29 protein-coding genes are annotated in these 24,116 nt (G+C 68.6%); 18 read left to right on the forward strand and 11 right to left on the reverse strand.

All coding sequences use genetic code 11. The features are described from left to right. Window positions 1-166 precede the first annotated feature (166 nt). Window positions 167-526 carry a helix-turn-helix domain-containing protein gene (locus tag ACFY2X_RS45960; RefSeq protein ID WP_389951407.1) on the forward strand — a complete coding sequence of 120 codons (360 nt, stop codon included), beginning with the start codon at window positions 167-169 and terminating at the stop codon, window positions 524-526. An 83-nt stretch (window positions 527-609) separates the two neighbouring features. Here ACFY2X_RS45960 and ACFY2X_RS45965 read toward each other — a convergent pair whose 3' ends face one another. Next, complete coding sequence (locus ACFY2X_RS45965) at window positions 610-759, reverse strand: hypothetical protein (RefSeq protein ID WP_389951409.1); 150 nt, start codon at window positions 757-759, stop codon at window positions 610-612. Between the two features lie 188 nt (window positions 760-947). Further along, window positions 948-1,787 (reverse strand): LysR family transcriptional regulator, encoded by an 840-nt coding sequence (locus ACFY2X_RS45970; protein ID WP_389951412.1) that lies wholly within the window; start codon window positions 1,785-1,787, stop codon window positions 948-950. Window positions 1,788-1,869: 82 nt separating this feature from the next. Here ACFY2X_RS45970 and ACFY2X_RS45975 point away from each other — a divergent pair, with 82 nt between their 5' ends. Then, a complete protein-coding gene (locus ACFY2X_RS45975) occupies window positions 1,870-2,748 on the forward strand; it encodes an MBL fold metallo-hydrolase (RefSeq protein WP_389951415.1) in 879 nt (292 codons plus the stop codon). An 819-nt stretch (window positions 2,749-3,567) separates the two neighbouring features. Here ACFY2X_RS45975 and ACFY2X_RS45980 read toward each other — a convergent pair. Continuing rightward, window positions 3,568-4,215: a TetR/AcrR family transcriptional regulator gene (locus tag ACFY2X_RS45980; protein ID WP_389951418.1), complete on the reverse strand. Its 648-nt coding sequence runs from the start codon at window positions 4,213-4,215 to the stop codon at window positions 3,568-3,570. Window positions 4,216-4,397: 182 nt separating this feature from the next. Here ACFY2X_RS45980 and ACFY2X_RS45985 point away from each other — a divergent pair, with 182 nt between their 5' ends. The 4 genes from ACFY2X_RS45985 (at window position 4,398) to ACFY2X_RS46000 (ending at window position 6,366) form a co-directional block, all read left to right on the forward strand. Continuing rightward, the gene (locus ACFY2X_RS45985; RefSeq protein WP_389951421.1) at window positions 4,398-4,709 is read left to right on the forward strand and encodes a hypothetical protein; all 312 of its coding nucleotides are present in this window, start codon (window positions 4,398-4,400) and stop codon (window positions 4,707-4,709) included. 48 nt (window positions 4,710-4,757) lie between these two features. After that, complete coding sequence (locus ACFY2X_RS45990; protein WP_389951423.1) at window positions 4,758-5,369, forward strand: SRPBCC family protein; 612 nt, start codon at window positions 4,758-4,760, stop codon at window positions 5,367-5,369. 80 nt (window positions 5,370-5,449) lie between these two features. Then, window positions 5,450-5,605, forward strand: a complete 156-nt coding sequence (locus ACFY2X_RS45995; RefSeq protein ID WP_389951426.1) for a hypothetical protein — start codon at window positions 5,450-5,452, stop codon at window positions 5,603-5,605. Window positions 5,606-5,937: 332 nt separating this feature from the next. Beyond that, the gene (locus ACFY2X_RS46000; RefSeq protein ID WP_389951429.1) at window positions 5,938-6,366 is read left to right on the forward strand and encodes an SRPBCC family protein; all 429 of its coding nucleotides are present in this window, start codon (window positions 5,938-5,940) and stop codon (window positions 6,364-6,366) included. Window positions 6,367-6,458: 92 nt separating this feature from the next. On the opposite strand, the gene ACFY2X_RS46005 is transcribed toward ACFY2X_RS46000, so the two are convergent. Beyond that, window positions 6,459-7,250: an SDR family NAD(P)-dependent oxidoreductase gene (locus tag ACFY2X_RS46005; RefSeq protein ID WP_389951431.1), complete on the reverse strand. Its 792-nt coding sequence runs from the start codon at window positions 7,248-7,250 to the stop codon at window positions 6,459-6,461. A 502-nt stretch (window positions 7,251-7,752) separates the two neighbouring features. Between ACFY2X_RS46005 and ACFY2X_RS46010 the strand changes: the two genes are divergently transcribed. Beyond that, complete coding sequence (locus ACFY2X_RS46010; RefSeq protein ID WP_389951434.1) at window positions 7,753-8,319, forward strand: TetR/AcrR family transcriptional regulator; 567 nt, start codon at window positions 7,753-7,755, stop codon at window positions 8,317-8,319. Window positions 8,320-8,619: 300 nt separating this feature from the next. Here ACFY2X_RS46010 and ACFY2X_RS46015 read toward each other — a convergent pair whose 3' ends face one another. Continuing rightward, on the reverse strand, window positions 8,620-9,621 hold the full coding sequence (locus tag ACFY2X_RS46015) for a helix-turn-helix transcriptional regulator (protein ID WP_389951437.1): 1,002 nt from the start codon (window positions 9,619-9,621) through the stop codon (window positions 8,620-8,622). Between the two features lie 119 nt (window positions 9,622-9,740). Here ACFY2X_RS46015 and ACFY2X_RS46020 point away from each other — a divergent pair, with 119 nt between their 5' ends. Both ACFY2X_RS46020 and ACFY2X_RS46025 read left to right on the forward strand, forming a co-directional pair. After that, on the forward strand, window positions 9,741-10,427 hold the full coding sequence (locus ACFY2X_RS46020; RefSeq protein WP_389951440.1) for an alpha/beta fold hydrolase: 687 nt from the start codon (window positions 9,741-9,743) through the stop codon (window positions 10,425-10,427). 493 nt (window positions 10,428-10,920) lie between these two features. Next, window positions 10,921-11,133 (forward strand): hypothetical protein, encoded by a 213-nt coding sequence (locus ACFY2X_RS46025; protein WP_389951443.1) that lies wholly within the window; start codon window positions 10,921-10,923, stop codon window positions 11,131-11,133. A 90-nt stretch (window positions 11,134-11,223) separates the two neighbouring features. Here ACFY2X_RS46025 and ACFY2X_RS46030 read toward each other — a convergent pair whose 3' ends face one another. Continuing rightward, window positions 11,224-11,574 (reverse strand): ArsR/SmtB family transcription factor, encoded by a 351-nt coding sequence (locus ACFY2X_RS46030; protein ID WP_389951446.1) that lies wholly within the window; start codon window positions 11,572-11,574, stop codon window positions 11,224-11,226. Between the two features lie 125 nt (window positions 11,575-11,699). Here ACFY2X_RS46030 and ACFY2X_RS46035 point away from each other — a divergent pair, with 125 nt between their 5' ends. Next, window positions 11,700-12,911: an MFS transporter gene (locus ACFY2X_RS46035; RefSeq protein WP_389951449.1), complete on the forward strand. Its 1,212-nt coding sequence runs from the start codon at window positions 11,700-11,702 to the stop codon at window positions 12,909-12,911. Here ACFY2X_RS46035 and ACFY2X_RS46040 read toward each other — a convergent pair. Then, window positions 12,899-13,123 (reverse strand): hypothetical protein, encoded by a 225-nt coding sequence (locus tag ACFY2X_RS46040; RefSeq protein WP_389951452.1) that lies wholly within the window; start codon window positions 13,121-13,123, stop codon window positions 12,899-12,901. The genes ACFY2X_RS46035 and ACFY2X_RS46040 overlap by 13 nt on opposite strands. A 143-nt stretch (window positions 13,124-13,266) precedes the next feature. On the opposite strand from ACFY2X_RS46040, the gene ACFY2X_RS46045 reads away from it, so the two are divergent. Together ACFY2X_RS46045 and ACFY2X_RS46050 are read left to right on the forward strand one after the other, a co-directional pair. Beyond that, window positions 13,267-14,151: a DUF2268 domain-containing protein gene (locus ACFY2X_RS46045; protein WP_389951455.1), complete on the forward strand. Its 885-nt coding sequence runs from the start codon at window positions 13,267-13,269 to the stop codon at window positions 14,149-14,151. Between the two features lie 10 nt (window positions 14,152-14,161). Next, a complete protein-coding gene (locus tag ACFY2X_RS46050) occupies window positions 14,162-14,920 on the forward strand; it encodes a MerR family transcriptional regulator (RefSeq protein ID WP_389951458.1) in 759 nt (252 codons plus the stop codon). Between the two features lie 226 nt (window positions 14,921-15,146). Here ACFY2X_RS46050 and ACFY2X_RS46055 read toward each other — a convergent pair whose 3' ends face one another. Further along, entirely contained in the window at window positions 15,147-16,373 is a 1,227-nt protein-coding gene (locus ACFY2X_RS46055; RefSeq protein WP_389951461.1) for an MFS transporter, read from the reverse strand. A gap of 72 nt (window positions 16,374-16,445) precedes the next feature. Between ACFY2X_RS46055 and ACFY2X_RS46060 the strand changes: the two genes are divergently transcribed. Next, a complete protein-coding gene (locus ACFY2X_RS46060) occupies window positions 16,446-17,288 on the forward strand; it encodes a LysR family transcriptional regulator (RefSeq protein WP_389951464.1) in 843 nt (280 codons plus the stop codon). Between the two features lie 826 nt (window positions 17,289-18,114). Here ACFY2X_RS46060 and ACFY2X_RS46065 read toward each other — a convergent pair. Both ACFY2X_RS46065 and ACFY2X_RS46070 read right to left on the reverse strand, forming a co-directional pair. Next, window positions 18,115-19,065 carry an SDR family NAD(P)-dependent oxidoreductase gene (locus tag ACFY2X_RS46065; RefSeq protein ID WP_389951467.1) on the reverse strand — a complete coding sequence of 317 codons (951 nt, stop codon included), beginning with the start codon at window positions 19,063-19,065 and terminating at the stop codon, window positions 18,115-18,117. A 133-nt stretch (window positions 19,066-19,198) separates the two neighbouring features. Continuing rightward, entirely contained in the window at window positions 19,199-19,603 is a 405-nt protein-coding gene (locus tag ACFY2X_RS46070) for an MFS transporter (protein WP_389951470.1), read from the reverse strand. 79 nt (window positions 19,604-19,682) lie between these two features. On the opposite strand from ACFY2X_RS46070, the gene ACFY2X_RS46075 reads away from it, so the two are divergent. Then, complete coding sequence (locus ACFY2X_RS46075; protein WP_389951473.1) at window positions 19,683-20,273, forward strand: TetR/AcrR family transcriptional regulator; 591 nt, start codon at window positions 19,683-19,685, stop codon at window positions 20,271-20,273. A 104-nt stretch (window positions 20,274-20,377) separates the two neighbouring features. Here the strand turns inward: ACFY2X_RS46075 and ACFY2X_RS46080 are convergent, their stop codons facing one another. Further along, complete coding sequence (locus ACFY2X_RS46080) at window positions 20,378-20,830, reverse strand: MarR family winged helix-turn-helix transcriptional regulator (RefSeq protein ID WP_389951476.1); 453 nt, start codon at window positions 20,828-20,830, stop codon at window positions 20,378-20,380. Window positions 20,831-20,893: 63 nt separating this feature from the next. On the opposite strand from ACFY2X_RS46080, the gene ACFY2X_RS46085 reads away from it, so the two are divergent. Genes ACFY2X_RS46085 through ACFY2X_RS46100 form a run of 4 tightly spaced genes read left to right on the forward strand, consistent with a single transcriptional unit; the run spans window position 20,894 to window position 24,044 of the window. Next, window positions 20,894-22,027 carry an FAD-dependent monooxygenase gene (locus ACFY2X_RS46085; protein ID WP_389951479.1) on the forward strand — a complete coding sequence of 378 codons (1,134 nt, stop codon included), beginning with the start codon at window positions 20,894-20,896 and terminating at the stop codon, window positions 22,025-22,027. A gap of 18 nt (window positions 22,028-22,045) precedes the next feature. Continuing rightward, on the forward strand, window positions 22,046-22,321 hold the full coding sequence (locus tag ACFY2X_RS46090) for an IS3 family transposase (RefSeq protein WP_389951488.1): 276 nt from the start codon (window positions 22,046-22,048) through the stop codon (window positions 22,319-22,321). A gap of 34 nt (window positions 22,322-22,355) precedes the next feature. Beyond that, window positions 22,356-23,024, forward strand: a complete 669-nt coding sequence (locus tag ACFY2X_RS46095) for a HEAT repeat domain-containing protein (RefSeq protein WP_389951482.1) — start codon at window positions 22,356-22,358, stop codon at window positions 23,022-23,024. A 6-nt stretch (window positions 23,025-23,030) separates the two neighbouring features. Further along, the gene (locus ACFY2X_RS46100) at window positions 23,031-24,044 is read left to right on the forward strand and encodes a HEAT repeat domain-containing protein (RefSeq protein WP_389951485.1); all 1,014 of its coding nucleotides are present in this window, start codon (window positions 23,031-23,033) and stop codon (window positions 24,042-24,044) included. The last annotated feature ends 72 nt before the right edge of the window (window positions 24,045-24,116 follow it).

Raw genomic sequence — 24,116 nt, forward strand, 5'->3', positions numbered from 1 at the left:
CCGGCAACAAGAAGGCCTACTACAGCTTCGGCGTCACGCACGGCAAGGTCGCCGAGTACGGCATCGCCCTCAACAATCAGGACTGCTTCAACTAGATCCTTGGGTTCCTGAACGGGGGTGGCGATCCCTGCTGACCCGGGGTGATGATCGCCTCAGGGAAATCGTCATGCCGAAGTTGTTGTTCGCGCGTCCGCCCGCGGACGTCGACGAGGAACGCAAGATCCGTAAATTGGCCGGGGCCCGGCACGCCCCGGCAGATTGGATCCGGCGCGCGAAGATGATCGTGCTCAGCCGGCAGGGACTGCGTACCAGCGCGATCGCCGCCATGCTGGGCTGTCACATGCAGACGGTGCGGGAGCGGATCGTGCGGTTCAACGCCGAGGGCCTGGCCGGGCTCGGGGACCGGCCTGGAGTGGGCCGCAAGCCGCAAATCACCGAGGTTGAACGCGCCAGGTCCGCCGGATCCTGCTCCAGGAAGCGGAGGCCGAGCGGAGAGTATGGGCCAGGCTTCGGTAGGCGTCCCTGATGAGCCCGGCGATCAGTTCGTCGCGGGCTGCTTGAGTCCTACCCCGCCTCCGCTGGCAGGTGCTGCGCGATCTCACGGATGCCTCACCCGCCGAGGTCGCCGCCGAGTGAGCGCGCGTGGAGCGCGAGAGCTGGAGCGCTCGTCTCCTGGCGCTTCCCCAGATCGTGAGTGACCAGGACGACCGCCATATCGTACTCCTCGCGCTGGTCGTCATGATCGTCTTCATCGGCCACGCCGGCAGGCAGGTCACTTTCAGGCCCGGCTTGCGGCGGTCGGGCTGAACCTGCGGCTCGGGCGCGCGGTCCCGCTGGTCCACCCTCCGGGTGAGGCGCATGCCGCTCGAGTTCTCACCAGGTGCTACGGGTGATTCCGGTCGTGTTCCTGGTCGTCACGGGGTTGACGTTCCTCGGGTACGGCGTGGTCATCCTCGTTGTGCCTCCTTGACGGTGAGGCGGAGGAGCGAGCGGATGAGCGGGTTGCCGTCGTCGTCGTTCCAGGCCATGACCATGCGGCTGGGTGGCATGTCGGCGAGCCGTATCGCCACGAGGCCAGCCGGCAGGGCGTGTGTGAGCGGGGTCATGCCGATGGTGCCGTTCCACAGGACAGCCTGCAGGCACTCGTGGGCAGTCCGCACGACGGGCCCCTCACGCTGAGCTCCAGCGTTCCAGTAGGCGCGCCAGATCGGATCGGTCCCGTCTGGGAACTGGAACCAGCGGCGGTCGGCGAGGTCATCCACGCGCAGGCTGTCATAGTCGGCGAGCGGGTCGTCGGCGCGAAGAAGGACGCCGACCGGATCGGCACGCAGGACGTGGACACGGATTCCGGTGTCGTCGAACGGCGCCCGCGTGAGCGCCACGTCCACCAGACCACTCCGCAGGCCGATGGTCGGATCGGTGAGATCAGCCTCCCGGACACGCACGGCGACGCCCGGATGGCGCTCACGGAAGGCGGCGGCCAGGCCCGCCTGCTCGGCGGTGTCGGCGAGTGTGCCGATCGTGAGGCCGTTCGCGGCCACCACCCGGGCTCGTGCCTGCTCCGCCTGGTCCAGCAGGGTGCGGGCCTCGTCGAGGAGAGTGGCTCCGGCTGCGGTGAGGGTGACGCCCGACGCGGAGCGCTGCAGCAGGGCGGCACCGAGGTCGGCCTCCAGTCGCTGGATGGCCCGGCTGAGCGGAGGCTGGGTCATGTGCAGCCGCGTGGCAGCCCGCCCGAAGTGGCGTTCCTCGGCCACGGTCACGAAGTAGCGCAGCAGTCGTAGCTCCATCATCGGCCACGATACCCGCGCGGTATCGGTCTTGCGTGATCGGTGTTGGACCGCCGCGCGACCCTGGCCGTCTACTGGGGTCATGGCTGAATACAACCCCGTAGTTCGGGTCGAAGGAGCGTGGGAGCTCGCCCGCGACCTGATGGTGATCCCCAACCGCGGCGTGGAGCTGGTGCCCAACATCGGCGTCATCGGCGGCTCTGAGGCTGTCTTGGTCGTGGAGACCGGGATGGGGCCGCGCAACGCGGAGGCGGTCCTGAAGTTCGCCGTCGAGTCCGCGCGGGGCCGCAGGCTCTACCTGACCACGACGCATTTCCACCCCGAGCACTCCTTCGGCGCCCAGACGTTCGCCGGGCAAGCCACGTTCCTGATCAACCGGGCGCAGGCCGACGAACTGGCCGCCAAGGGACCGAGCTACCTGGAGATGTTCCGGGGTCTGGATGAGGGGATCGCCAGGGAGCTGACCGGCGTCGAGCTGACCACGCCCGACCTCGTCTACGACTCCTACGACCTGGATCTGGGTGGCCGGGTGGTGCAGCTGCGGCCCACCGGGCGGGCGCACAGCAGGGGCGACCAGGTGGTCACGGTGCCCGACGCCGGGGTGATGTTCACCGGCGACCTGGTGGAGACCGGGCAGTTCGCGATCTTCCCCTGGTTCCCGCCGTACGACACCGACGTGTCCGGTCTGCGCTGGATCGAGGTGATGGACCGGCTGGCGGCGGAGCGGCCGCGCGTGGTGGTGCCGGGCCATGGCGACGTCGGCGGGCCGGACCTGCTGACCGATGTCGGAGACTACTTGCGGCTGTTGCGCGATGAGACCTGGGTACGGCGAGACTCGGCGGTGAGCGAGGAGACGATCATCGAGGAGGTCAAGGCACTGCTGGTCGAACGGTATCCGAGGTGGAGCGGGAAGGAGTGGATCGACAAAGGCGTCGGCTGCCTATGCGCCGAGCGCGGGTGACAACGGGGGACGCGTGCTTCCCCCGACGCCTGTGCGGGGGGAGCGATGACAGAGTGTCATCGACCGGCATCGCCCCGAGCGGGGTGCTGTCCCTCGGGGCGGAGTGGCCCTCTCGGTCATGGCCACCTGCAAGAACTCGCCCGAGAGCCTGACACGGTGGGACTGGGCGTCAATTTGGGATCTCGACGAGGTGGACGCCCGCACGTCCGTGACGGGCGGGGAGGTGGTGCATTCCTTCGACGCCTTATGGGATTACCGCGGTCTCCTCCCGAAGACCCCGTACAACGTCGAGGACGTCGCCAACCTCATGCCAGGCGCGCTCGAAACCGTCGCCCGAGCCCCCGGTCACCTTGGATCGACTCGGATGGGCAGGTGCTGCCGCTGCCGTCCCAGCGCGCCGCCGGCGACCGCCGCCCGGCGCCGCGCCGAACAGCGGGACCGGAGGACTACGGCGTGATCTCGTCCGGGGAATCGTCTGCCCCGGGCATCGGACGGTTGCTCGAGCGGGCGAACTCGGCGGGCGTTTGACCGTACTGCTTCTTGAAGGCCCCGATGAGATGGCTGTTGTCCGCGAACTGCCACCTGACTCATACGGCTCTCATTGGCCCTGCCCGATGTCTGAGCATCGGGGTTCGCTGCCGCCTGCCCACATGATCGTTATTTTCGGGTCAGGGACAACTTCGTTGGATTTTCGGCCGTTACTACGGTCCGGGCCCCTCGCGGGTGAGCGCGCAGATGATCCGGGGTGCCGGCAAGGCTCGTGTCACCAGATACATGTGACTGAGTTCGCCCCGTTCAGCCCTGGCGCCCGGGCCCGGCTCAGCGCGCCGGCAGGTCGTCCAGTTCGGCTGCGAAGAGCAGGGCGGGGTCGAATCCCATTCCGGTGAAGTGGCCGGCGAGTTCCAGAGACAGGACACCATGCAGCCGGGTCCAGAAGCTCAGCGCCCGATGCAGAACCGCGGGCGCGGCGGGGTGGCTGCCCGCCCAGTCCCGGTGGTCTGCCAGGTGTGCGTCGAACGGCGTCACGGGACTGCCCGAGGACAGCGCCGTGCAGGCGTCGAGCAGGACCGCCATGATCTCGGAGGAGATGGCCGTGATGTCGTCGGGCGCGTGGTAGCCGGGGACGGGGGTGCCGTAGATGAGGAAGTACCGCTGGGGGTCTTGCAGGGCCCAGCCGCGCACGGTGTGCGCCAGCGCGGCCAGGTCGGCACCCGCGCCGGCGGCCGAGTGGAGGGTGTCGGCGAGGCTTCGGTAGGCGTCCCTGATGAGCTCGGTGATCAGTTCGTCGCGGCTGGCGTAGTAGCGGTAGAGCGCGGGTCCGCTCATGCCCATCTGCTTGGCGATCGCGTTGAGCGACAGCGCGGACGCCCCCGTCGTGGCGATCTGCTCCCATGCGCGTTCCTTGATCTCCGCGCGCACCTGAGTGCGGTAGCGCTCACGGGGGGTCATCGTGCCCGGCTCCGCCATGACCTGCCACCTTTCCACTCACGAAGCTATAGCTTGAAGATTCAGTTAGAAGATATCACGAATCCTATTGATTCTCGCCTGTGTGGGTTGTTATAACCTCTAGCGAACGTCAGATCATCTAGCTCCGCAAGGGGTGCGATGCCAGTTCGCGGCCGTGCGCTCAGCCAGACGAAAGGAACGCCATGACCACCACGTCCAGGTCACCCACCCGGCCAGAGCGGCGCACTCCGCTGCCGGTGACCATCTCCGCCTGGGCGATTCCCGTCATGGTTGTCGGCCAGTTCGCCCTGCCATCGGCCGTCCCGGTCGCGATCGCACTGATCGGCGGTTTCCGCCGCGCTCATCTTCGCCATCCACCGAGCCCGCCGGCGGCGCCGTCCGGCGCGGTGACGCCACCGCCCAGATCTGCCCCGCTTCCACTCACCCGCGTCACCGGCCGTACGCGGCTCGCCGAAACCGGCACCGCCGCCGCAAAGACCGTCCTCAACCGGTAACGCGCCCACCACTCCAACCCTCGCCCAACAACCGACAAGGGAAACACCGTGTCCAGCATTCGCAGCATCAGCGTCCACGCCCTGCTCACCATCCCGCTCGTTGTCGGCGTCCTCGGCGCCGCCGCACCCGCCGAGGCCACCTCCCACCCCGACAAGTCCCTCACCTGCCGCGGGCAAGGCGTCGACCCCAACGCCCGCGTCCGATACAAGACCGAGGCCGTGATCCACGCGCCGATGAGGACCATTTGGAAGCTGCAGACCGACGTGGAGCGCTGGCCTTCCTGGCAGGCCCCCGTCGCAACCATCGAACGCCTCGCCCGCGGCCCCTTGCGGAAAGGTTCGGTGTTCCGGTGGACGACCCCGGTACCTCCCACCCCCACGACGCCCGCTACCACCCTGGAAATCACCTCGACCGTCAAGCAGCTCAAGCGCAACTCCTGCATCCGCTGGACCGGGCCCGCGATCGGTGACGGACTGCGCATCAACGGCGTCCACGTGTGGAACTTCACCGAGGTCAAAGGCGGCGTTCTCGTGCGCACCGAAGAGACCCACACCGGCGACCAAGTCGAAGCGAACGTTCCCCTCGCGACCGAGATCCTCGCCAAGGGCCTCAAGGCATGGTTGCGCGACCTGAAGACCACCGCCGAAGCCCACACCTGAGACCAGCCACGCGGCCGCCGCTGACACAAGAATGCCGAGCCCCAAAGCATGCGCCTAACCTCGATGAGGAGTGATGTGTCATGCGTGACCTCACCTCGGCCGACGTCCCGATCGTCGATGGCGGCCCACCGACCTGGCACGGCATCGCCTGCCTCGTCTTGGAGCGGGCCGAGCGGCCCGCCACCGCCTCCCGCGCCAAGATTCAAACTCGCTGCGAGCCAGTAGGGGAGTGCTGAACTGGGAGAGCGCAATCGCATGCACCTGGTGACAAGAGACTTGCCGACACCCTTGGACGCCGAGACACCCCTCCGGCTTCTAAAAGCTCCGCCACCTGCCGCAGTAAATGCCGGCCGTACGTCCTGGCATCCATTTCATGCCGACGAAAGATGGCGGCGGCGCTGTGGCCGAAGCCGGCGATGTTGCCGCCTGAGCGCTTCGCCGGCTGGGCTGACGGGTCGGCAAGATCGACGTTTGGAAATCCCCTAAGAGAGTAATTGCGCACGAGGCCATGGGATTGGTCATCGAGTAGTCATAGGAGCCCTCTGCCTTGCATAAATACGGTGTCACAGTGACCACCGCTGCCTCGCCGGAAGTCGTCTGGAAGTTGCTGGTCGACGCCACAAGCTGGCCGCTGTGGTCCAAGGTGGACAGTCTGGACACGACACGGTCGGTCGGCCTCGACCCCGGCGGCGACGATGACGTCGGTGCCATCAGGGCTTTCAGGACGGGACGTAGAGTGACGGGGGAGCGGCTGACCGAGAAGGTCGAGCAACGCCTCTTGGCCTACGAAGACGCGTTCAATGCGTCGATACACAACTATCACGCGCGCATCGAGCTGGAGCCGACATCTGACTCAGGCACGGTCATCCACTGGTACGGCGAGTACGAGACGAGTTGGCTGTTGCGTTGGGTCATGCCGCGCTACCTCCAGAAGTTCATGCAGGACATGGCGGAAGGGCTGGCCAGCTACGCCGAGGAGTGCAAGCTGGCCCAGTGAGGCCTACGCCGCGGCGAAACTTCAGCAGGTGGCGGTCGGCTCAGCGTCGCCTGTCCAGGCGCGGTGGCCTCCGGCGGTGCTGAAGCAGGCGGCTACCGCCTGTCCCGATGGGCCGCCGCGACCTCGCTGGTGGTGCGCTCGGCACTGGAGCCGCGCTGCGCCTTCTCCGCGAAGCCGGGGAACTGCCCGGCGATGGCACTGAGCACCCTCAACTCCACCGGCGCGACATTGACTTCGCACAGATCGCGCTCGACGGCCCGAACCACCCCCGCCACCACCTGGCCCGGGGTGACCATGCGCACACCAGGCGGCGGGGTTGCGCCCGTGACGGCGAACATACCCGCGTCGCGTACGGCGCCGGGCTGGACGAGAGAGACCCCCACCCCGGTACCGTGCAGGTCCTGGCGGAAGGCGAGCGCGAAGCCGCGCAGCCCGAACTTGGTCGCGCTGTAGAGCGAGGAGTATTTGGTGGCCGCCTTCCCGGAGATCGAGCCGACGAGGACGATATGGCCCCGGCCCGCCTCGACCATCCGGGGCGCGAGCGTGCGGGCCAGCATGACGGGGGCGCGCAGGTTCACGTTCAGCGCACGGTCGATCTGCTCGGGCGTGTACTCGAGTAGATCGCCGTTGGCGGGCAGAGCGGCGTTGGCGATCAGAATGTCCGTGTCAGGGCAGGCCTTGGCGAGGTGGTCGACCTGGTCCGGGTCGGCGAGATCGGCGGTGACCGCTCGGGCGCCGAGCTCGTCGGCGAGCGCCTCCAGGGCATCGGCACGGCGCCCGGAGAGGACCAACTTGGCTCCCTTGGCAGCCAGTTCGCGGGCGATGGCCTGACCGATGCCTCCCACGGCCCCGGTCAGCAGAACGGTTGATCCTGCGATGCGCATACGACGAGCCTTTCCAAATTTGTTCGTTCGAACGAACAGTATGAAAGGCGGGACGACGCTGTCAAACAGCAGACTGCGCCGGACTCGCCGGCCGCTCCGGCATTGAAGCGATCCAGGGCACGATCAACGTCTTCCGGCACATACGAGTGCAGGACGCGCTCCGGGAGGCGGCGGAGGCTGACCGCAGACGCACCACGGCGAGCGGTCGCCGCTGCCGGAGGGGGCCGATCGCGGTCAAGGACGACACCGATGTGGCCGGCCTGGCCGTACGTATGGCCGTGGAACGTGCTCGGCTGACCGGCGGTGAACGTTCCGGCCGGCTTCACCTGGAACGGCCTGCCGGTCGGCGCCCTACTGCGCGGACCGCCCTGCGACGAGGAGGCGCTGATCCGCTTGGAGGCGCTGATCCGCTTGCCGCCCAGTCTGAGGACGATCTGCGTCGGTCGGAGCGGCCCCGGCCCTTCCCCCTTGCCAGGAGGGTGCCGCTGGCACAATGGCTGCCATGTCCAAGTCCCTCGGAACCCGGCAGAGCATCATCGACGCCGTCCTGCGCATCATCGGTGAGGATGGCGTCGCCGCGGTCACCAACCGGCGGATCGCCAAGGAGGCCCAGGTCTCCCTCGGTTCGGTCACCTACCACTTCGCGACCCAGCACGAGATGCTGCGTGAGAGCCTGCTGTACTTCGTCGCGGAGGAGACCCGGCGCCTCACCGAGCTCGCCGCCCAGTGCCAGACCGACGGAATGGACGCCGATCGGGCCGCCGCCACAGTCGGCCAGGTCGCCGGGGGTACGCCGTTCGACAGCAGGCAGATCGCTCCCTTCGAGCTCTATATCCAGGCCGGCCGCGACGAGCGGTTGCGCACCGCGGCCGCGCAGTCCTTCGCCGCATACGACCGGTTGGCCGCCCGGATCCTCACCGGTCTTGGCGTACCCGACGCCGAGCGACTGGCGAGCAGCGCCGTCGCGCTGGTCTTCGGACTGCAACTGCGCAGCCTGGCCACCGGTCTGCCCGCCGAGGAACTCGTCGACGCCCTAATGCTGCTGGCACGCGGGGCGCAGCACTCCTGACCCTCGGCACCGGCTTCGGGCACGCCAGGCCGCTGGACAGCCGCCGTCGGTCGGCGTCTACCGGGTGCCGGCCGAAAACGCCGGTCCTGCCACCGACGCCTGACCGCCCGAGCTCGGGGGCCTTGCGACCCTGGGCCGGATCACCGCCATCCGGCGCTCCTGGGAAAGCGCGACTTATGGCTGTGAGTATGGGGCTACCGGTGCCGACCGCTTCTCCTCGGGGCGATCGCGGCTCACGCCCGGGACACGGATCTGCACGTGATCCGGAATCTGCGCGCGCTGAACGCTTCCTGGCACGCGTCACGGCCGATCAGACCCCGGGCCGGGCGTGACGTCGTCCATAGGCGGGCCCGCCAGGGCGGCGGCGAGACGCGAAGCGAGTGTCGCGACCGCGGCGCGCAGTTCCGGCCCGCCCTCGACGCGGAAGGGGAACGGCACGTTCGCCAGCCATTCCTGCGCGTACATCATCGGATTTCTCGTGCTGCCGACGAGCACGCACCCGTCCCCCAACGGTTCGAGCCGTCCCATGGGCGGCCGGATCCAAGGCGCCACCTCGGCGAGGGGAGCGTCGAACACGACGCGCGTGGCGAACTTCCACCCGGTGCCCAGGTTCTCCTCCAGCACGGCCACCGGGTCGAGGTCGTCGGGCGGCTCGAACGCGTGCGTGCTCCGCTGGACCTGGCGGACGCGGTCGACCCGGTAGGTGCGGATGGCGTCCGCGCGGTGGGAGTAGCACAGCAGATACCAGCGCCCATGGCGGACGACGACCGCCCAGGGGTCCACCTCGGCCTCCCACTCGTTGCCGGACTCGCTCCGGTAGGCGACCACCACGCGCCGCCGGTCCGCGATGGCGGCCACGAGCGCGCTGGTGGTGGCGGGATCCGGACGAGCCGAGAACCGGTCGGGGGCCGCCGACGCATACTCGCGCAGCGCCGCCGCCTGCCGTCCGATGCTCTCGGGCAGGGCCCGGATGACCTTGCCCAGGGCGACGCTGACGAGGTCGCCGACGTCGGCGGCCGCCGGCTGGCCGTCGAGCACCGCCATGACCAGGCCAAGAGCCTCGGGTTCGGTGAAAGCTACCGGAGGCAGTCGTGTCCCGCGCCCGAGCCGGTACCCGCCATAGGGGCCACGGGCCGACTCGACGGGGATGCCCGCCTCGCGGAGGATCCCGACGTACCGGCGCGCGGCCCGCTCCGTGACGCCCAGACAGCCGGCGAGCTCGCCGGCTGTCACGCCAGGGCGGGCCTGGAGGATCTCCATGGCGCGCAGAGCTCGTGCGGTGGGACTGAGATCGGTCGGCACACGAGCACATTAGGAGGTCACGGGATGAACAGGAAGTAGAACGTCCGGAATCGGTCCTAGCCTGACGTCCTGACCGAGTTCCGCCCTCGCCGGAACGCGCTGAAGAAAGAGAACTGATCATGGATATCCTGCTCATCGCCGGCCTGTGGCTCGACGGATCCGCGTGGGACGACGTCGTGCCCGCCCTTGAGGCGCTCGGCCACCGCCCCGTGCCGATCACCCTGCCCGGGCAGGGGGACGGATCCGCCTCGGCCACTCTCGACGACCAGGTGGCAGCCGTGCTCGCCGCCGTGGAGTCGGCGTCAGGAAAGCCCATGGTGGTGGGGCATTCCGCCGCTTGCGCCCTGGCCTGGCTGGCCGCCGACGCGTGCCCGGAGCGGGTCGCCAAGGTCGCGTTCATCGGCGGCTTCCCGGCCGCGGACGGGCAACCCTACGCCGACTTCTTCGAGGTGAAGGACGGCGTCATGCCCTTCCCCGGTTGGGGTCCGTTCGAAGGGCCGGACTCCGCCGACCTCGACGAGGAGGCAAGGCGGGACTTCGCGTCCGCGGCGATTCCCGTCCCCGGGGGGGTGACGAAGGGCGTGGTGCGCCTGACGGACGAGCGACGATTCGACGTCCCCGTCCTCGTCGTGTGCCCCGAGTTCACCCCCGCCCAGGCTCAGGAGTGGATAGCCGCCGGTGACGTGCCCGAGCTGGCCAAGGCCAAGCACCTTGACCTTGTGGACATCGACTCGGGCCACTGGCCCATGATCACCGAGCCGGCCGAGCTTGCCCGGCTCCTGGCCGCGGCGGCCGCTGAGGCCTGACACAGCTGCCGGCCATCGGGCCGCGTGATGCACGGGTCGCCGCGAAAGGTCTCAGACGCTCCCGTGAGAGTCGTCGTGGCCCGGAACTCCTGAAGCTACGGCGAGCCGCAAAGTAGGCGGCTGAACGTGAAAACGGTGGCGTGGGCCCGCGTCTCGGCCGAGGACTCCTATAGGGGCGCCACCGGAATACGGCTGTCGTTCACCACCTCAGTAACGGTTGCGGTGGAGTCCGGGACGCGTGTCTTTCCCTATCGCTGGCGCGATGCGGCTGTTTCCACTTTCGCGGACCAAAAGGGCGCCGCCCCGGCGGTCGGCCGTCGTGCGGCCAACGCCTCATCGCCCTGGTCGCTCTCTCCTGCGGCACTGCAACGTGCGCCCTTCACTCCCCGTTTAGTCCTTCCCTCTAGTCCTTCCCTCGTCCAACGGCTTCGCCATCGCCGCCTCGGCCGGCGACTCACGTGTCATTGCCGGGGCTCTTCGAAACGTGACGGCCGTGGTGCGCTGGATCGTCGACCAGGGCGATGGGAGCGTCGACCGCCCCGTCGCGGTGATCGCCTCGGGCGAGCGCCGACCCGACGCGAGCCTGCTGATGCTGATGGCCAAGCCCCGAGACAAGAAGACTGAGAACCTCCGCCGGTACTTTCATCCCTCGCCAGAGGCGACCGCAGAGGTCACCGGTCTGCTTGGCCCTGGCCATCTGGCCTAACGCCCTCGCGTGGCCTGGGGTGAATTTTGTCCAGCGACAGATCGAGGCCGAGGACGGCGGTGCCTGGGGCGGGTGCCGGGGAGCTCGCGCCTACGGCGCCTCGACCGTGCTGGTGGTCGCGGTATCGCGTGTTCGGCGCTGTGCGCTCAGTACAGAGTCGAGCAGGCCGGGGAACAGCGCGTCGAGGTCCTCTCGGCGCAGCCGTACCAGCCGGGATCGGCCCTGCACTTTCGTCCACGTCACGCCGGCCTCGCGCAGCACCCGGTAGTGGTGCGACAGCGTCGTCTGATGCACGTCGATCTCGGCGCCGATCGCGTTGCAGAAGTCCTCGCCCATCCGGTCGAGCCGCAGGACGAGGTCCAGCCGCACTGGATCGGCCAGAGCGCGCAGCACCTCCACCAGCCGGATGGCCTCGGTCGCCGGCTGTGACACCTCACGCATCGCCGCCCCCTGTGTTCCGCACACCGACACGCTACCAACCCATGGATATATGGACAAGCATCCATGTATTGCCTAGGGTTCCGCTCGGTACTTGTGAAGTTCCTCCGGAAAGGCGGCACGACCCGGTGTTGAAACGACTACTTCCTCTGGCCCTGGCGACCTTCGCCGTCGGCACCGACAGCTACGTCATCGCGGGCCTGCTCCCCGCCATCGCCACCGACCTGCAGGTCTCCACCCCCGCCGCCGGGCAGCTGGTGACGGTTTTCGCCCTGGTGATGGCCCTGTCAGCGCCCGTCATGGGCGCGCTCACCAGTGGACTGGACAGGCGGTCCGCGCTGCTGATCGCGTTGAGTGTCTTCGTGGCCGGCAACGCTGCCACCGCCCTGGGCACCAGCTACGGGGTAGTGATGATCGCCCGCATCGTCACCGCGGCCGGGGCCGGGATGATCAACTCCGCCGCCTCCAGCACTGCGGGGGCCCTCGCACCCCCGGAACGCCGAGGCAGGGCACTGGCCTTCGTGTTGGGCGGCCTCACGTTGGCGACGGCGTTGGGCCTTCCTCTCGGCACACTGATCGGCCGTACCGACTGGCATATCACCCTGTGGGCCGTCGCCGGGATCGGCCTCGCCGCGGTCCTCGGAATCGCCGCCGGCCTGCCCAAGGTGACGCTCCCCGCCACCTCACTGGGCAACCGGCTGCGCCCGCTCAAGCAGGGCCGGGTCCTCGCGCTCCTGGCCGTCACCACGCTGGTCTTCCTCGGCGCCTACATCCTCTACACCTATATCGGCCCAGCCCTAGAGGATGCGACCGGCGGCTCCGAATCGCTGCTCACCGTCATCCTGCTGGCCTGGGGAATCGGCGTCCTGGCCGGAAACATCATCGCCGGACGGCTGGTCGACCGGCACGACCCCGCGCACGTGTTGACCGGGTCCCTCACCATCGCCGTCGTCGCCTTCGCCCTCACTTCGGTGGCGACAGCCACGCTCGTGTCCACCCTGGCATGGGCCGCGATCTGGGGCGCGGCCCTGGGCGTCGTCGTCGTGCCCCAACAGCACCGACTCATCGCCCTCAGTCCGGCCGCAGCACCGGTTCTGCTCGGCCTCAACTCCTCGGCCATCTACGTCGGGATAGCCCTCGGCGGCGGCCTGGGCGGACTGGCCCAGGAGTGGTTTGCCATCGTGCCCGCCGCATTGGGGCTGCCAGCCGCCGGTGTCACGACCCTGGCGCTGCTCTACCACCTGACAACCGCACGCCATCGTGCGCCCGCAGTATCTCAGCCGACCCCCTCAACCCCGGAGAAGGGCCGTGAGGAACATCGGAACGCTCAGCGGCGATAGCGAGCCGTCCGGCGACGAGATAACGCCAGTGGCCGTTCCAACCTCGGCAGCGTCTTGGGCACCTTGATCGTGTCGATCTTGTCCATCGGGTTCGCGGCGATCAGGTCGTGGCGGACCGCCCACTTGCAGAAGGACGCGACGGCCGCCCGCTTGCGCTTGCGGGTCGAGGCCGTCAGGCCGGAGATATCGGCCCCCCACTCGGGTCGCGTCACCACGGGCAAAGTAGCTCCGTGTGACGGGTTGGGTTGGCGATCGCCGGTCATAACGGGACTGGGTGACGGCATGCCGGCCGTACCTCGACCAAGAGCGCCGCTGGTTTGACCTTGACGCTGCGTCAACTTCTAGCATCGGGGCCATGTCGATCACTGTTCTTGACACCTACTCCGCCATGAGGCGGATCCTGCTGGCCCCGGTCGCGGACCGCGTCGACCTGCTGCGTTCGATGCTGGAGCCCATCAGGGGCATGTACCGCTACTACCCCGGCGAGGTCGACCTGGTGGCCATGCACCTCGAAGCGTCCGGGTTCCCCATCGACCGCGACGAGGAGCGTTGCCTCGACGCGCTCGAAACCCTGGCGGCGGCCGGAGCCTGGGAGCGGATGCAACGCGCCCTCGACGATGCTCTCACCGTGCTGCTGGAGGCGACGCCGGGGCTGGGGACCCCGGACATCACCGTGCTGTTCGTGCTCGGCGATCCGGGTGACGAGCACTTCATGGGTCCCTGCCAAGGAGTGGCCGGGTTCGGCGGCATCTCGGGCCACATCGTGATCACGCTCTGGCCCTTCCCCGAGAACGTGGAGCGGCTGGAGGCCACCGCCGTGCACGAACTCAACCACAACCTGCGGTTCGGCCCGGGCGGGGTTGTGTGGGACCCGATGACCGTCACGGTCGGCGATCACATCGTCTCCGAGGGCCTGGCCGACGCCTTCGCCCGACAGCTCTACGGCGACGAGCTCGGCCCCACCCGCATCGGCGTGCCGCACCTGCACGACGACGAGATCTTCGGCAAGGTACTCACCGGGCTCGACGTGACAGGCATGCAGAACTTCACTGCCTGGGTGCATGGCGACCCCAGCGCCGAGCGCTTCGGCCTCACCCCGGTGGGACTGCCGATGGGCGCCGGGTACGCCGCGGGCAACCGGCTGGTCGACACCTACCTGGCGGCGACCAGGCAGACGGCGGCGCAGGCCCTGCACGCCGAAAGCTCGGAGATCATCGCAACCACGCTCCGCCGCGGGTAACACTGGAAGGATGGAGTGGACGATCCAGGAACTCGCGGCGAGGGCCGGCATCACCAGCCGCACCCTGCGTCACTACGACCGCTTCGGGCTCTTGGCCCCGTCCCGGGTCGGTGAGAACGGGTACCGCTACTACAACCCCACCGCGGTCGCCCGGCTACAGCGGATCCTGCTCATGCGCCAGCTCGGCATGGGTTTGTCGGCCATCGCCGAGGTCCTGGCCGACGAGGTGGACACGTGCGAGGGGCTCCGCGCCCACATCGCCACACTGGAAGAGGAACGGGACCGCATCGAACGGCAGATCCGGTCTGTGCGTCACACGCTCGAGGCCCTGCAGGCGGGGGCGGAACCGCGGATGGACGTTATGTTGGCGGGGTTCAACGACGGCTACAAGGACGAGGTGATCTCACGCTGGGGCGAGCGCGCGTTCCAAGTGAGCAACGACTGGTGGCACGGCAAGACCCTTGACCAGCAGCGAGCCTGGAAGCAGGCCGCCGAAGACCTCGTCGCCGCATGGGTCGCCGCAGTGAAGGCCGGGGTTTCTCCGACATCGGAACACGCTCAGTCGCTGGCTGCCCGGCACGTCCAGTGGCTGAGCCAGATCCCGGGTACCCCCACGGCCGAGGGCGACCGGGAGCGCTCGATCGAGATGGTGAAAGGCCTGGGGGACATGTACGTCGACGACCCCCGCTTCGCGGGCATGTACGATGACGCCGCGGGGGCGACGTTCGTCCGCGACGCACTGCAAGCGTACGCGCGGACCCGGATGTAGCTCGTGTGGTTCGCAGAAATGACCAGTTCTGCGAGACCGGAGCCCATGCGCCTAGCGGCCACGTTCGCGCAGGCGGCTGTTCGCAAAACTCCTCGCAGAACCTTCCGGTTGTGAGAGAGGGTTCTGCGAGACTGGTGGGTGGAGCTGACGCCGGAGGAGGCCGCCGAGGCGGTCGAGCGCTACGACTACCCGAACTGCAAGGTGATGGCGTCGCCACCGGCTGACGTCATGGGGCCGGCGCGATGGCGCCGCAGGGCTCGAGTGCCTGCGATGAGGACGCCGGAGACGGTGCGGCGGCGGGTGACCGGCGCGAGAGCAGGTATCCCGTCAGTGCGGCGAGCAGGCCAGCCAGGCCGGCCGCCGCGAAGCCGCCCGCCGGTACGGACGCGTCGATCGCCACTCCCACGACCGGGGAGCCGAGCGCGAACCCCGCGCTCAGCGCCGAGGACTGCAGGCCGGTCGCCTCACCTCGCACGCTGGGCGGCGTCAGCCGGCTCACCGCGTCGGAGACCGTGGAGAGGGTCGGTGCGGTGAGCAGCCCGGCACCGATGACGGCCACACACAGCCAAGGCCAGTCATGGGCAAGTCCGGCCGGAATCGTCACCAGCCCGAGCAGGCCGAGCAGCAGCCAGGTGGGCATCGGCCGGGGCAGCGCTCCGTACACCAGACCGCCCGCGACGGACGTCACCCCGAACACGGCGACGACCACGGCCGCCCACGAGACCTGACCGGCTTCTTCGAGAGTGGCGACGATGGCCAGGTCGATGCCGCTGAGCAGCGTCGTGGCACCGAACCCCATCGTCAAAACAGCGACCATGCGCGCCCCCAGCCACTCCCGGCGCCGGGGCCGGCCTGCTGCTTCGCCGTCCGCCTCGTCCTCGGCCCGCAGCGACGGGTTGAGCAGGGCGATCCCTGCCCCGCCGGCGGCGATCGCGGCGCCCACGCACCATGCCACCACGCCGGGGGAGACCTTCGCCGCGCACAGGATCACCACCGCCGGGCCCACCATGTACGACAGCTCGCCCGCCACCGACTCCAGCGCGAACGCTGCCCGCCGCTGCCCTGCCGTCGTCATCGCGGCGATCGCCTGCCTGGTAATCGGTTGGACCGGCACCATCAGCAGACCGGCGGCGAAGGAGGCGCCCAGCAAGATCACGTACGGCAGCGCAGGCACGGTCAGCCAGAACACGATCTGCGGCACAACCGTGACCAGCAGCACGGTACGCAGGCCCCGCCGGTCGATCATCCGGCCCAGCAGCGGCCCGCCCAGCGCGACACCGGCGGTGAGCGCCGCCGCCACGGCTCCCGCCGCCGCGTAGCTCATGTCGAGGGCAAGCACGATGTACATCGTCAGTGCCATTACGTCCGCCGTGATCGCCGCACGAGCGAGCAGCGAAATGCCCAGCAGTGGTGTCATCCCCGGCACCGCGAGCACCTGTCGAAATCTGGTCACCGGTTTGACGCTAGATCACCCGTAATGCCATAGGAAGTCGTTAATTCGTTGGAACAGGCATAATGAATGCTTATGGCACGTGATCTTGAGACCGCACTGCTGCGGTCGTTCGTCACCGCCGTGCGAGCAGGCAGCATCAGCCGTGCGGCGGCGGCGCTCGGCCAGACCCAGCCCGCGCTCAGCCAGCAGTTGCGCAAGCTCGAGAGAGCCGTCGGCAGTCCGCTGCTGCACCGGGCGCCGTCCGGCGTCTCGCCGACCCGGGCGGGCGAGGAACTGCTGCCCTACGCCGAGCGCATTCTCGCGCTGTCGGCGCAGGCACTCGCCGAAACGGGACGTGCGCTCACCGGGCATTGCGGCGTGGGACTCCTCGAAGATCTCGCCGTTTCCCGCCTTCCTCAGGCACTCGCCGACCTCGTGCGGCTGCACCCCGACGCGACGCTGGAGGTGCTCATTCTTTCCAACGCGGCGATGCGGGAGGCTTACGACACGGGCCGTGTCCAGCTCGTGCTCGACGAGGTCCCGGATCTTCCCTGGCCGCCGCGCTGGACGGTGCGTCTGCCGCTGGTCTGGGCGGTCGGGCAGGGTGTCGCCGTCGACGCCGATCCGCTGCCGGTGGTGCTGTTCTCGAACACGTGCGCCTGGCGAACGTCGGTGCTGGAAACGCTGGAAGGCACCGGGCGCCGCTGGCGGGTGGCGTTCGAAAGCAACAGTCTCGCCGGAGTGCTCGCCGCGCTACGGGCCGGGCTCGGGGTCGCGGCGCTCATGCCCGCCAACCTCGAGCCGGCCATGGCCTGCCACGACGCGGCCGCGTTGCCTGCTCTGCCGGACGTCGAACTCGGCCTTGCCCGCCACCCCGGTACCGAAGGTGATGCGCTCATCGACGCCGTGGAGACCGCCCTGCGGCGGATGATCTGAGCCGCACACGGCGACGCCCGGTTTCGCGGCCGGGGTGTCTTGTTTGTTCAGCGTGCGGGTTTTCGCCCGACGAACAAGAGCACCTGGCCGCGGGCCCACAGGCCGGCCGCATTCCAGGCAGGGTGCGGCTTCGGTGAGCCTGCGGTGCAGGGTCTCGATGGTGGGGGGCCGAGCTTGGCGGTGACCGTTTTGCTGACTCGCAGATCCATGAATGGGGCTCCATGTGCTCATCGGAGGGGTTCAACACCAGACAGAACGCCGGCCAGCCGACAACTCCAGCGGCTTCGCTGACCGGGTCAGGCCATCGCTGCGGCGAGCTTGTCCTCCTCGTCGGGCTCGTCGGGGTCGCACAGCTCGCGGATGCCGCCGGGGCCGAGCTCAGGAAGCAGGAATGAGTAGGTGCCGTGGACTCCGAGGTGCTTGCTGACGTACGGCGACAGCCGGGCGAGGTCGCCGACGACGAGGTCGGCGCGGCGCTGACCGGGCTGTGGGGAACGCGCGCACCTGCTACCTGGAACCGCAACCAGGCCGCGATCACGTCACGCACGGTATCGACCATCGGGCCCGGCTGGGCGCGATGGGAGGAGACGGCGGCTGTTGGGACTGGATGGTGGGTTACAGGAGGAATTCGCGGAGTTTGCCGCGAGTGTGGAGGCGTGGGGCGCCGGGGCGTAGTTGCTGGGTGGGGAGTTGCTGGGCGATCTGCAGGTCGGACTCGGGCTTGGCTAGTGGGGTCCGGACCGGCGGAGTTTCCAACGACATTGCCGCTGGCCTGCGGCGATCTACGGCACTGTGGCGTCATGGACCATCGAGACTGACCGTCAGCTCACCTGAGGTTCGAGATTGGATCGAGGCCGGTCAGGGCGGCGGTGGCGGTCCACAGGAGCGCCGCGAGTGCGGCGTCGGCCAGGTGGCCTTGGACGGGTTCGAGGGTGGGCAGGCCGCGGATCCCGAGTATCCGAGGTCCCCAAAGCTGGCCGCCGCGTACGGACGGGTCGAGGACAGCCCGGACGGCGGGCCAGGCGGCGGCCTCCTTGCTCTGCAAGAGGAGGCCGGCTGGCAGTCCGCGCAGTCGTTCGCCGATGGTTCGGAGGTGGACCGGCGGGCGTGAGGGGGTGAGGGAGTCGAGTGCGCCGCCGGGGTGAGTGATCACGCTCAGAGTCGTGCTGCCGGCGGCGCGCAGGCGGCGGTCGAGTTCGAAGCCGAAGAGCATCTGCGCGAGTTTGGATCGTGCGTAGGTGCGCTTCGGCCGGTAGTCACGCGCACTCTGGAGATCGTCGAGGTCCAGGCTCTCGGACTTTGCGGTGAAGCTGCCGGTGGTGACGACGCGGCTCGCGGGTGTAGCCGTCAGCAGGGGGGCGAGCCACGAGATCAGCGCGAAGTGCCCCAGATGGTTGGTGGCGAACATCAGCTCGTTGCCGTCCCTGGTCTCGCGCCGTGTCGGCTCGTCGAGCAGCACTCCGGCGTTGCAGACGACTGCGTCCAGTCTTTCTAGTCTCAGAGCGTCCGCGGAGGTTTTGAGCGAGGAGAGGTCGGCGAGATCCAGGCGGATGTGACGGACGTGCGCGCCGGGGACGCGGGCGCGGATCGAGACCTGCGCGGCTTCGGCCTTGGCGGTGTCACGGCCGGCGAGGATGACGGTGGCGCCGGTGCCGGCGAGTTGTTCGGCGACGAAGTATCCGATGCCCGCGTTGCCGCCGGTGACGAGGAAGTTCTTGCCCTCGGCGCGCGGCAGGCGTCGTACGTCCCAGGGGGCTGGGCTGTGGAGGGAGGACATTGTCCGGCTCCTTACGTTGATGGCTGGTTGGGTCTGCGTCAGTGCTGGAGTTCTTCTGGTGCTCGTCCGGGCATCAGGGTCACGGCAGGGATGGTGATGGCGGTGAGGGCTACGACGACGATGAGGCTGGTCGTCATGGCGGGGCGAAGCCGGATCTGGCCGACTGGAAGAAGACCGAGGTGACGGCGGCCGAGCCAACCCCGTCCACGCCGGTGGACGCGTCGCCGTCGTCGTGCGGAAGCAGCCGGACGGCCAGGACCAGGCCGAGGCCGCGGGCGAGGATCAGCACAGCGGGGTTGGGTGAGAGTCCCGCCACGGCCGAGGCGATCGTGAAGCCGCTCATGCCGATGAGGAACAGCCTGCGCCGGCCGTACTTGTCGCCCAGTCGCCCGCCGACCACGAGCAGGACGCCCATGGCGAGCGTGCAGGCCGACCCGAGCCGCTTGATCAGGTCCTCGCCGCCGTGCAGTTCGGCGGTGATCGTGGGCGCGGTCGTCGGCGGTCCGACGGTTGCGGGGTTGCCATGACGTATCTCCATTAGCAGCGAATCTAAACTGACTCTGAAACTATAATCACTATAGACTCAGATGCGTTTCAGGTTCCGGTACGATGGGGACATGCCGACGACGATGGGGCGCCGCGAGCGCAAGAAGGCACAGACCCGCCGGGCGTTGTCGGAGGCCGCGTTGCGGTTGTTCAGCGAGCGCGGGTACGACGGCGTCACCGTCGGCCAGATCGCCGACGAGGCAGACGTCTCCATCGCCACCCTGTTCGCGCACGTGCCAGACGGCAAGGAGGCGCTGATCTTCGACGACGGCGCCGAACGACGCATCTGGCTGATCGCCGCGATCCGCGACCGGCCCTCCGGCCAGTCAGTGCTGGAAGCCCTGCGCCGCTGCATGGCAGCCCGGGGACCCTTCACCAGCGATCTCCCGCCCGAACTGCGGCGCAAGCGCGACCTGATCGTCAGCACGCCCGCCCTGCGGGAATACTCACGCAAGCTCTGGATAGCCAGCGAGGGAGTGCTGGCCGAGGCCATCGCCGCCGAGAGCGGCCGCGACCCCTCCGACATGACCGTCCGCGCTCTCGCCCGCTACGTCCTGGAGATCCCCGAACTTGCGGGCACGGAACCCGACCCCCTGGCCGCGATGAACGCGATCTTCGACCTGCTCGAATCCGGCTGGCCCGAATCACCCAAAGAAGCCTGATCAAGAAGGAACCGCTCCAGCTCCTTCAGCGTCTCGCCACTGGCGGGAACCGGTTTCCAGGCCAGATACTTCAGCGCTAGCGGGTGTCCCTTTCTCTGGGTGGTTCAGGCTGGGTCCTCGCGCAGTTCCCTGGTCGCCGAGCGGTAGGCCCGGGCGACGTGGGTGAGCATGCCCAGCATCAATGGCACCTGTTCCGGTGGGTAATGCGCGCGGATCTCTTCCAGGTGCCGCTCGGACGTCTCGCGGGTGGCGTGATATTCGGCCATGCCGTCCTCGACCAGTTCCACGGTGACCGTGCGCCGGTCGCGTTCGCCGCGCACTCGTCGTGCGTAGCCGGCCTTCTCCAGCCGGTCGATGAGCCGGGTCGTGGAGGCGGACGGCAGTCCCAGCTCCTCGGAGATCGCCCCCACCGGGAGCGGTCCGCGCATCTCCAGCAGGATGAGGGTGGCGACGTCGACGTGGTGCACGCCGAGCCGGTCGGCGATCGCCTCAATGTGCAGCATGACCGCGATCAGGAACTCGCGGAAGACGTCCTCTTCTGGATGCTTGTGGACCACCTGCCCTAACCTACTTCATAGCGATGTATCTTCGTAACGGAGTTACTTCGATTTGGAGTGGATATGGACGTTCTTGTCATAGGAGCCGGCGTGGGCGGCCTGGCGGTCTCACGGAGCCTGCTGGCCGCCGGTCACCGGGTGCGGGTGTACGAGCAGGCGCAGGCCATGCGGACAGGCGGCGCGGGGCTGAGCATCTTCAGTAACGGCGCCGCCGTACTGAACGACCTCGGCGTCAGTCTCGACGGCGTCGGCGGCCGGTTCGACAGGATCGACGCGTTGACGGCCGACGGCCGCCTGCGTCTCAGGTCCGACATGGCCCACGCGGCCGCGCGCTACGGCTTCCCGAGTAAGTCGGTCTCCCGCCGCCTCCTGCTGGAGCGCCTGTCCGAGGGGCTACCCGGCGACCTGATCAGGTACGGCACGGCCTGCCGCAGCGTGACCCAGGACGGCGACCGGGTGACGGCGGCCTTCGACGACGGCTCGACGGCCACGGGGGACCTGCTCATCGGAGCCGACGGCCACCACTCGGTCGTACGGCGCGCGCTGTGGGGCGACGTCCCCATCCGGACGGCCACCTTCGGCACCTGGCAGGCCCTCAGCCCGATCGACATCGACCTCACCCGCACCCACGTCCACCTCATGATCACAGGGCGCGAGGGCGCGTGCGGGCTCATCCCCGCTGGGGACGGCATGCTCCAGTGGTGGTTCGACGTGCGCTGGTCACCCGGCGACCCGCGCCCCGCCGCGCCCCTGGCCGAGTTGCGGCGCCGCTTCGGCCACTGGGCGTCGCCCGTCCCCGAGGTGCTCGCCCAGGCGTCCGAAGACGATCTCGACTTCTTCGGCCACCACTGGCAGAAGGTGCGCCAGGTGTGGGGCAAGGGCCGCGTCACCCTGCTCGGCGACGCTGCCCACCTCATGCCGCCCACCCTCGGACAGGGCGCCAACCAGACCCTTGAGGACGTGTGGGTGCTTGGGCGTGAGCTCGCCAAGGGCGGCGACGACCTGGCGGAACGGCTGCGCGCCTACGAGAAGGCCCGCTACCCCCACATTTCCCTGGTCTCCCAGCTGGCCAGGCGCAGCCCCGCCAACTGGCGGATCCCGCCGCTGATCGGCCGCCTGTTCTCCGAAACGTCCCAGAGCGCCATGCTCGCCCGCTTCAGCAACCGTCTCACCGCCCTCACCGCCGCCTCCTCCTGATCCCGGGGTCCAACCCGCATTGGATCTTGCTGGGCCGTCGACGCCTCCGAGGAGAGCTACAGGGTGCCGCGCATCCACGCCGACCTGCGCGAGATCGACGGCATTCGCGTCGGCCGCAAACGCGTGGCCCGGCTCATGCGCCGAGCCGGGCCGTCCGGGGTGAGCAGGCGTGAGGGCCGCCGGACGACGATCGCAGACCGGCAGGCGGTCGCCGCGTCCGACCTGGTCAAGCGGAAGTTCAGCGCGGTCGAGCCGAACCGGATCTGGACACCCCACTTGACCTTGACACGGTGACAAGGTCTTCACTGTTGCCGAGGAGGTGGTCCCGATGGCCATGCCGAAACAGGACACGGATACGATTCGAGCTTTCCAGGGGCTGGAGGACAGCAGCTCGTCGGTGCGGCTGCGGGCAGCGCTAGCGGTCGGCACGACCCCTGACCCGCGGTTTATCGACAAGCTCATCGAACGATGCGCGATCGAGCCTGAATTCTATGTGCGCGACATGCTGACGTGGGCACTCACTCGCCACTCGGCATCGATGACGGTCCCGGAGCTTCTCAACGAAGTCCGCTCGGAGCGTGCGCAGGCACGAAGCCAGGCATTGCACACGCTGTCCAAGATCGGGGATCGGCAAGCGTGGCCGGCGATCACACGGGCGCTTCTGTCCGACGCCGACGATGAGGTGGCGCGGAGCGCTTGGCGGGCAGCGGTCGTGCTCGTGCCCGAAGGTGAAGAGCCCGAGTTGGCCGCAGTGTTGGCGACACAGCTCGGGCGCGGCGAGCGTGAGATGCAGCTGAGCCTCAGCCGGGCGCTGATCGCGCTTGGTGAGGTGATTGTGCCAACGCTGCACGCTGCGATGACGGATCTCGACCCGCGCGTGCGCGCGCACGCGATGGCCACGGAACGGCTGTTGCGCGACCCGGACGCCGGGTTCGGGTTCGCGATTGAGGAGGCCAAGCGCGTCGTGGCCCTCGGCAGCACCAGCAAGGAGGAGTGATGGGCAATGTTGATCGGTGATGTGGCACGGCAGTCCGGGGTCAGCGCCCGCATGCTCAGGCATTACGACTCGCTCGGCCTGGTGCGGCCAACGGGTCGTAGCCGCGCAGGCTATCGGGAATACTCCAGCGAGGACATCCGACGAATCTTCCATATCGAGAGCCTGCGGTCATTGGGGCTGTCGCTGCGTGATGTCAGGCGCGCGCTCGATGATCCTGACTTCACGCCCTCAGAGCTCGTCGACGACCTCATCCGCCAGACGCGAGAACGCATCGCAGCTGAGACGGAGCTGCTCACGCGACTCCGTCGGATCGGTGCCGCGGAACCCGCAGGCTGGGAGGACGTCCTCCAGATCGTCGCACTCCTCCAGGCCTTGGGGGCAAAGAGCGCTGGCAAGCGCCAGCGCGCGGCCTTGTCCTCAGTCGATGAGGTTCCGGTGCCAGTGGAAGCACTGGTCGAGGCAGCGCTGAGCGAAACGGATCCGAACGTCGCCGGAGCCCTTCGATGGGCTCTGGCGCAATCGGGCGATGACGGATTGGCACTGCTGGCGAAGGGCCTCGGCTCACCAGCAGCCGAGGTGCGAAAACGTGCCGTCCAGTCCATCGCCGAGATTCCGAGCGGTGAGGCGACCGCGCTGCTGCAGGACGCCCTCACGAACCCCGACATCGTGGTCCGCAGGTATGCGGCTCTGGCACTCGGGGCACGTGGAGTAGCCGACGCAGTCCCGACGCTCATCGATATGGTCGTCGAGGGGACGAATGACGTCGATGCAGCCGATGCACTGAGCGAGCTGGCGAGTTGCTCCGCGTTGGCGGATCAGATCGCTACCAGGCTCGTTGATCGCCTCGCCCACGGCACCGTTGAATCGTCTGCACGTCCACGGCTGACGCAGGCGCTCGCGGACATCCCGGGAACCACGGCGTCACAAGCCCTCGCAGATCTGTCACATGACGAAGACCGTGCCGTTGCGCTTACTGCGGCATACATTCTTGGGATACGTGGCAATACCCTCGAACCGTAGAGATTTTCGATGTGGTGATCTTCGGGTTCTTATGATCTTGTTGGTGCGCCGTGCGTGCCGTCGGGGCAGGCC

Origin of the sequence: Streptosporangium sp. NPDC000396 (genome assembly GCF_042898655.1) — a bacterium.
Lineage (GTDB): Bacteria > Actinomycetota > Actinomycetes > Streptosporangiales > Streptosporangiaceae > Streptosporangium.